The sequence below is a fragment of the Moorena sp. SIO3E8 genome (assembly GCF_010692445.1).
Taxonomy (GTDB): Bacteria; Cyanobacteriota; Cyanobacteriia; order Cyanobacteriales; family Coleofasciculaceae; genus Moorena; species Moorena bouillonii.
Genome location: NZ_JAAHHM010000230.1, coordinates 1 through 6,745 on the forward strand (window position 1 = coordinate 1; position 6,745 = coordinate 6,745).

The 6,745-nt window shown below is 43.1% G+C and carries 10 protein-coding genes; 5 read left to right on the forward strand and 5 right to left on the reverse strand.

Annotated elements, in window-relative coordinates; genetic code table 11:
• Positions 1-111 precede the first annotated feature (111 nt).
• The gene (locus F6K46_RS37325; protein WP_293068962.1) at positions 112-1,143 is read right to left on the reverse strand and encodes an IS4 family transposase; all 1,032 of its coding nucleotides are present in this window, start codon (positions 1,141-1,143) and stop codon (positions 112-114) included.
• Positions 1,144-1,299: 156 nt separating this feature from the next.
• Here F6K46_RS37325 and F6K46_RS37330 point away from each other — a divergent pair, with 156 nt between their 5' ends.
• Complete coding sequence (locus F6K46_RS37330) at positions 1,300-2,154, forward strand: DUF4351 domain-containing protein (RefSeq protein ID WP_293117975.1); 855 nt, start codon at positions 1,300-1,302, stop codon at positions 2,152-2,154.
• Between the two features lie 86 nt (positions 2,155-2,240).
• On the opposite strand, the gene F6K46_RS37335 is transcribed toward F6K46_RS37330, so the two are convergent.
• Entirely contained in the window at positions 2,241-2,411 is a 171-nt protein-coding gene (locus F6K46_RS37335; RefSeq protein ID WP_293068149.1) for a hypothetical protein, read from the reverse strand.
• On the opposite strand from F6K46_RS37335, the gene F6K46_RS37340 reads away from it, so the two are divergent.
• Positions 2,398-2,565, forward strand: coding sequence for a hypothetical protein (locus F6K46_RS37340; protein ID WP_293068151.1), 168 nt, complete (start codon positions 2,398-2,400; stop codon positions 2,563-2,565). The genes F6K46_RS37335 and F6K46_RS37340 overlap by 14 nt on opposite strands.
• On the opposite strand, the gene F6K46_RS37345 is transcribed toward F6K46_RS37340, so the two are convergent.
• A complete protein-coding gene (locus tag F6K46_RS37345; RefSeq protein WP_293068153.1) occupies positions 2,552-3,301 on the reverse strand; it encodes an exosortase, PEP-CTERM interaction domain protein in 750 nt (249 codons plus the stop codon). The genes F6K46_RS37340 and F6K46_RS37345 overlap by 14 nt on opposite strands.
• 169 nt (positions 3,302-3,470) lie before the next feature.
• Here F6K46_RS37345 and F6K46_RS37350 point away from each other — a divergent pair, with 169 nt between their 5' ends.
• Positions 3,471-3,596, forward strand: a complete 126-nt coding sequence (locus F6K46_RS37350) for a hypothetical protein (protein WP_293068156.1) — start codon at positions 3,471-3,473, stop codon at positions 3,594-3,596.
• A gap of 333 nt (positions 3,597-3,929) precedes the next feature.
• Here the strand turns inward: F6K46_RS37350 and F6K46_RS37355 are convergent, their stop codons facing one another.
• Positions 3,930-4,067 (reverse strand): hypothetical protein, encoded by a 138-nt coding sequence (locus F6K46_RS37355; RefSeq protein ID WP_293068159.1) that lies wholly within the window; start codon positions 4,065-4,067, stop codon positions 3,930-3,932.
• A gap of 132 nt (positions 4,068-4,199) precedes the next feature.
• Between F6K46_RS37355 and F6K46_RS37360 the strand changes: the two genes are divergently transcribed.
• Positions 4,200-4,733 carry a GUN4 domain-containing protein gene (locus F6K46_RS37360; RefSeq protein WP_293068162.1) on the forward strand — a complete coding sequence of 178 codons (534 nt, stop codon included), beginning with the start codon at positions 4,200-4,202 and terminating at the stop codon, positions 4,731-4,733.
• Between the two features lie 456 nt (positions 4,734-5,189).
• Positions 5,190-6,182, forward strand: coding sequence for an ABC transporter ATP-binding protein (locus tag F6K46_RS37365; RefSeq protein ID WP_293068168.1), 993 nt, complete (start codon positions 5,190-5,192; stop codon positions 6,180-6,182).
• 40 nt (positions 6,183-6,222) lie between these two features.
• Here the strand turns inward: F6K46_RS37365 and F6K46_RS37370 are convergent, their stop codons facing one another.
• Positions 6,223-6,486 (reverse strand): helix-turn-helix transcriptional regulator, encoded by a 264-nt coding sequence (locus F6K46_RS37370; RefSeq protein WP_293068165.1) that lies wholly within the window; start codon positions 6,484-6,486, stop codon positions 6,223-6,225.
• Positions 6,487-6,745: the final 259 nt, after the last annotated feature.

A 6,745-nucleotide genomic window follows, 5' to 3' on the forward strand; every position in this document is an offset into this window, starting at 1 on the left:
AATAGGAATGCGAGTTAAAATATCAGGCTCACAATGGAATATTGAAAATGTTCCTAAAATTCTTTCTTTACGCTGTGCTTACCTAAATGGGATGCTTTATTAATGATGTTTTTACAAAAATGAGATGCACCCATAGGAACCGACCCAGAAATTGCTATGGCGTTTGAATTTCCGTTTTAGTTCTTGCAGACGACCAATATATTTTTGCTGTCCCAATTGCTTGATTTTTAAGCCTTGTAAAGCCGCCGTTGTATAGGCAATTGCTATCAGTAATATTAAACGAGTTAGACGCTCAACTGATGCTAATGACCCTTCTAAGTTGTACCCTCCACTCTTACAGTCTTTAAACATCGCTTCAATTCCACTTCGAGATTTATAAGCAGCAAGAGTTTCTTTTAAGCTTCCCAGATTTGTTAAAATGTACCAAGGCTCATCTAAGTTTTGACTGTTGTATTTTCGTTTCCAGTGACAGGCAATTGTTAACGGGCCAAATCCTTGACTTTTAGTGACTTTTACTCCTGTTATAAACTTTTTCATCCCTGGAGATAAGTCTAAGGAGTTTAATTGTTGAAAATCTTGGCCTTTTGGCTGAATATAAGTATCAGCTTTTTGACGTAAAGCGAAAGCTACATTCTTTGACTGGAGCCACTTCGCCAGTTCAACACTATGAAATTCTCTATCTCCCAATAAGACAAAATCATAACCCTTTAACATCCGGATTGCCGGACGAAGTAAAGCTTGCTGTTCAGCTAAGTTACTACAACCGCGCTTGTCTAAGAAGTTCCAATATATTGGCCAGGCTCTTTTTGACCAAATTACACTGACAACGAATAAATTATAGTGTTTCCATTGGGTTCTATCCAGAGCAACATATAAACGTTTATACTTAGAAAAATAGGTTTTAATTAGATGTTCCATTATCGGAAACCATAGTAATACTACACTCAGTTTAGGCAGCTTCAAAAATCTTTGTAAGTAACGACGACGACTTTCAAATAATATGGGCTGAGGAAACAAGGCTGCTAATCTTTCAATCCTTACCTGTTTATGAAATTGTAGCAGTCCCACTAATAACTGAAGTGTGATATAGTGAGTCGGGTTCAATCGACTTTGAAAGTGAGTCTGGTAAAATTGAATCAGCATTTTTTAAGATCACGGTCTTGTTGACAATCGAGACCGTTTTTTTTATACCACAGATTCCTCTAATTACCAACCCATCTACCTTCTGGCTTCCTTGTCACCCCTTCAGATCCTCAAGCCTTTACCCGTTGGTTATTTAACCAAGAACCAGCAGAGGATATCGAAATTCTCAACACCGAATTGAGCACAGAACCAATTCGGGCAGATGCCTTATTTTTTGTGCGAGTTGCTGATGCTATTTTGCATCTGGAATTTCAAACCCTACCCCAATCTGAACCTCCCTTACCCCTGCGGATGCTGGATTATTGGGTAAGGTTGTATCGTCAGTACCGCTGTGATATTGAACAAGTAATAATTTTTCTGAAACCAAGCCGATTAGCGGGAGTATTTGTCAATCAATTTACCGAGAGGAACCTATCCTTCCGCTATCGGGTGATTCGGATTTGGGAATGTGATCCACAACCATTACTTACCACCCCAGGGTTACTACCGTTGGCAGTATTAGCACAAACTGAAGTGCCAGAAACCTTGCTATCCCAGGTAGCAGCCAGAATCGATATGATTGAAGATAGACAACAACAGCGTAACTTATCTGCTTGCGTGCAACTGTTGGCTGGGGTGAAATTTGATGAACAGTTAATTCAAGCTTATTTTCGGGAGGATATGATGCAGGAGTCAGTAGTTTATCAACGAATTATTCGCCAAGGATTAGAACAAGGATTAGAACAAGGATTAGAACAGGGATTAAAACAAGGATTAAAACAAGGATTAGAACAAGGATTAGAACAAGGATTAGAACAAGGATTAGGACAGGGATTAGAACAAGGAAAGCGCAATGAGCTTAATTTAATTATCCGTCAAATTAACCGTCGTCTAGGTGCAATCAATCCCCAATTACAAAATCAGATTGAAGAATTATCCTTTGACCAGTTGGAAGATTTAGGAGAAGCGTTATTAGATTTTGAAACCGAAGTGGATTTGACCAATTGGTTGAACCAGTTTAGGGATAACTAAAATCCCATTAGGTGTAGTACCTAAAAGCAGTAGCATCGAGATCTGATAGAGTGGGTTTGGATTTGCCTTACCCACTCTACTATTGCTCAAAATTCCAGACGCCTCCAAGGCCGCGAGCAATCCCTCGCTGCTTGGGTCCCACCTGTAGAATGGGCATCAGGCGTGGAAGCGATGCAGCGCGGTCTTGGGAAGGCAGCGCGGTCTTGGGGGTTCCCCCCATGAGCGACTGCCGTGGTTTCCCCCATGAGCGACTGCATCAAGACACTGGCATCTTGCCAGTTTCCTGCTTATTTTCGAGCGGGCAGGATGCCCACTCTACTGCTATTCATTAACTTGACTGACGGAACGCCCTTGATCCAGCTATTGCATCTTGATTCCCTACTCCCTACTAATTGCCTTAAAAGAGACTAGAACCGATACTTCTCTTAACCACTAATCCTAAGCCCAGAAAGCCCAGAGCCAGTAGACCCTGAGATGACATCGGCTCAGGCACTGGGACTGCCAGAGGCAGTGGACCATTACCTGTCCCGGATTGGGTATCGTTCTTAGCGGTGAACGTCCCAAATGGACCAATGGGAGGTTGTGTAGTTTGCCAAAAGAAAGAAATCGTTTCTGGAGTGTCGGAATTAGTACTCCAACCCGATCCACCAACAACGCTCCAGACTAGACTGCCATCTTCATCAAACTTGATTGAAAACTCCCCACTGGAACCGAGTGCCTGCTTCGCTTCTCCAAAGCTATAGCCCGCAACTCCTGTAAACCCTTCAGCTTTGAACTCTAACCCGAACTGATTGACATCATCAAACCGAAGTAAACCATCCGGTTGAGGGAAAGGGGGATCGTTAGGAAAGTCCACACCAGGAGTAACTTTGTGTATATAAGTGTAGATTGTTCCCGATGGATTTTGGGGCGGCACACAAGTCAGAAAACCAACAGGACAAGAAACGCTACTGGTCAAGTCCCCGAGGCTATTTCCGTCACCATTGATTAGGGATGCATCTACTGTCGGACCCACAGGTCCTGTGATGGTTGCTCCCAGAGTTAGGTCGTCAAGGTTGATTGGGGTAATCGACGCAGCACTAACCTCTTGTGCCGAAAGCTCAAAAACGCTAATTGCGATCAATGCGATCGCTAATTTACTAGTCATGACTATTTTTCCTCAGTAAAATTTTCAAGTAAGCATTAGCTGATAGCTTAAAAATGTACTTATCTATTTCAACGTGATGGCTGATTTTTATTGCCAAGGGTATTTTATCTGTAAATCCAGCCAGCTTTAGAACATTTAAATAAAATTCATTAAACTCTGAATTATGTAAATGTTTAGCAAAGGGAATCGGAAATCGGGAATCGGGAATCGGGAATCGGGAATCGGGAATCGGGAATCGGGAATCGGGAATCGGGAATCGGGAATTGAAAAAAAATCTGTAATTAATGATTATTAAAATTGCTAACTCTTAATTAAGATAATTGCATATAATAAAACGAGAGATAAAGTTATGGGCTGCTATTTGAGTGTTTGCCTTCTTTTTAAGAAGAAATAAAATTAACCTTAAAAAAATAAAAAACTTGAAAATTAAAATCGTAATAATTACAATGATTACAGCTTTTTTCATAACTATAAGGTACAGAGTATTTTTCCCTGTTCCCTGTTCCCTGTTCCCTGTCTCACAAGGGTAGGTTTTTTACATTTGGGTCCTGCCCCACCCCCAACCCCCGACCGGTCGGGGGCGGATCAGAAGGAGAGGAAAAGGAAAACAACGAAGAAATGATGATTTTTAGCGATGCAGCTTCGGAACAGGGGAGCCAGTGCGGTCTTGGGGAGGCAGCGCGGTCTTGGGGGTTTCCCCCATGAGCGACTGCCGTGGTCTCCCCCATGAGCAACTGGCGTGGTTTCCCCCACTCGCGCTTTGCATCAAGACAACGACAAATTAAGTATATTTTCTTATCCCCCACACCCCACACCCCACAACCCACACCCCACACCTGAGGTCTTTGTTAAAAACCTACCCCTGTGAGCTGTTCCCTGTTCCCTGTTCCCTAAACTTATGACTAATTTAAAAATAGACTACACTCACCTTAAGACTTTATTGATGAAAGTGCAGTGGAAAGCTGCTGATCTAGAAACCAATAAAATTGTATTATCCATAGCTAAAACCCTTAGACAACAGCAGAAGGTTAGTAAAAAAGACCAAGAATGGCTTCAAGGGTTGAATTATCTCATAGAATCAGATTTACTAGAGTTTCCCTGTCAGGATTTGCTAACACTAAATCAGCTTTGGGAGCAGTATAGTCAAGGTCATTTTGGATTTAGAATACAATCTCAACTGTGGCAGCAAGTTAGTCAAGATTATAATCAATTCGCCGATCTAGTCGGATGGCGCAAGGGCGATGCCGATTATTGGCATTCTTATTCTCAGTTAACCTTTAGTTTAGACGCTCCTAAAGGTCATTTACCAGCTGCGATATTTTATACCGAAGAATCCCCTATTGGTTGGGCGGCAACTATTAAAAATAGATTGGATGAATGCTTTTTAGATAAGGGAACAGGGAACAGGGAACAGGGAACAGGGAAAATATAGCAATTATTCCACTTGTGAGGTACAAATTTCTGGGTTTTAGGGAGCAGCGATGCAGCGCGGTCTTGGGGAGCCAGTGCGGTCTTGGGGGTTCCCCCCATGAGCAACTGGCGTGGTTTCCCCCATGAGCGACTGCATCAAGACGGGAGCAGGGAGCAGGGAGCAGATAATAAGAAAGAGGAAAGAGGGAAGAGGCAACAAATAATGTGTACCTCATTAAGCTATAAACCGCTATCTAACTAGGGAGTAGGGCATCAGGAATTGGGAATCGGGAATTGGGAGTAGAAAACGATGAAATTGACTATAGTGGTTCTCATAGTAAACAAAATTTTTTCCCTGTTCCCTGTTACCTGCTCCCTGCTCCCTGCTCCCTGCTCCCTGTTCCCTATTCCCTGTTCCCTATTCCCTGTTCCCTTTGCCCTATGCTATAAACTATACTCAAATTCTCAATTTTTTCCCTTGTCACCAATCCTAGACCTTCGTAATCTAGAAACACGCTTTTTCACCCCAGCTGGTACTGTCCATGCTGTCAATGGTATTTCCTTCCAGGTCAATCAAGGGGAAACCCTAGGGATAGTTGGTGAATCCGGTTCTGGTAAAAGCATCACCGCCCTGTCGATTATGGGACTAATCCCGTCTCCTCCTGGCAAAATTACCAATGGTGAGGTCATTTTTGAAGGGCGTGACCTCCAAACGCTTAGTGAGCGGGAAATGCGGAAAATCCGGGGTAACCGTATCGCTATGATTTTTCAAGACCCCATGACTTCCCTTAACCCAGTACTAAAGGTAGAAAGGCAAATTACTGAAGCCCTACGGTTACACCAAGGGATGAGCCGAGAGCAAGGACGATCTAGGGCGATTGAACTCTTAGAATTAGTGGGAATTCCTGGTGCAGCGGAACGGATTAGTAACTATCCCCACCAATTTTCTGGAGGGATGCGCCAGCGAGTCATGATTGCCATGGGATTAGCCTGTAATCCCCAGTTGCTGATTGCCGATGAACCTACCACTGCTTTGGATGTGACCATCCAAGCGCAAATTGTAGAATTAGTCAAGAAACTGCGCCAAGAAATTGGGATGGCGGTCATTTGGATTACCCATGATTTGGCGCTATTGGCGGGATTAGCGGATCGGATTTTAGTGATGTATGCCGGTCAAGTAGTAGAACAAGCACCGGTGATGGAAATCTATAAAAATCCTCGCCATCCCTATACTATTGGTTTACTCAACAGTATTCCTCGTCTGGATGAACAGCGCCAAGAGCGTTTGCAGGCCATTGAAGGGTTACCACCAGATTTAACTAATTATCCCCAAGGTTGTCCCTTTGCGGCTCGTTGTCCTTTCGTGATTGATAAATGTTGGCAAAACGATCCCACCTTGGAATTAGTAAGTGTTGACCATCAAGTGGCTTGTTGGGTGAAGCCAGAGCTGAATAGGGGTGTTGTTAATTGAGAATTAACAAACAACAAGAATTATTCTACTCAAAGCCAGTCTAGGATTCGTCTTCGTCTTGGTTTTCGATTTGGTCTTCTATGAATTCCCCCAGGTAAAGCTTGACGAATTCAGCAGCAGCGGAGGGATTGATACTCTGGAGTGCTTTAGCAATATCCGCAATGGTTTCCCCGCTAGGATCAGTTTGCTCATGAAACCAGCGAAATACCACCGATGGTCTAACTCCCAGTGTTACGGCCAATTTGTTTTGGCTGATGCCGTGGGTTGCTAAGGTTTGTTTGAGCGCTTTTCCTACTTTTCCCATGACCTCGATCGTGTCAAAAGATCATGAGCTAGTAAATCTTTACAGATCTGCGAATATCCGATAGCCTTTTAATATTCGCAGATCTGCGAATATATTTGTTAACTAAAATTTGGGACAAGCCAAATGCTCAAGACTGAAGTTCCCCCTTTGACAAAAAGGGCAACCTATGCTGGGTAAGGAATAGCAGATTTTCTGTCGGTCATTTACTGGGTACAAATAGGGAAACACCAAGTAAATCTAACGCCTTTTGTTGGACTGG

Coding starts and splice junctions, on each gene's coding strand:
- F6K46_RS37370 (WP_293068165.1), bottom strand. CDS start 6,486: ATGGGAAAAGTAGGAAAAGCGCTCAAACAAACCTTAGCAACCCACGGC.
- F6K46_RS37325 (WP_293068962.1), bottom strand. CDS start 1,143: ATGCTGATTCAATTTTACCAGACTCACTTTCAAAGTCGATTGAACCCG.
- F6K46_RS37360 (WP_293068162.1), top strand. CDS start 4,200: ATGACTAATTTAAAAATAGACTACACTCACCTTAAGACTTTATTGATG.
- F6K46_RS37345 (WP_293068153.1), bottom strand. CDS start 3,301: ATGACTAGTAAATTAGCGATCGCATTGATCGCAATTAGCGTTTTTGAG.
- F6K46_RS37335 (WP_293068149.1), bottom strand. CDS start 2,411: ATGCAGTCGCTCATGGGGGAAACCACGGCAGTCGCTCATGGGGGGAAC.
- F6K46_RS37350 (WP_293068156.1), top strand. CDS start 3,471: ATGTTTAGCAAAGGGAATCGGAAATCGGGAATCGGGAATCGGGAATCG.
- F6K46_RS37340 (WP_293068151.1), top strand. CDS start 2,398: ATGAGCGACTGCATCAAGACACTGGCATCTTGCCAGTTTCCTGCTTAT.
- F6K46_RS37355 (WP_293068159.1), bottom strand. CDS start 4,067: ATGCAAAGCGCGAGTGGGGGAAACCACGCCAGTTGCTCATGGGGGAGA.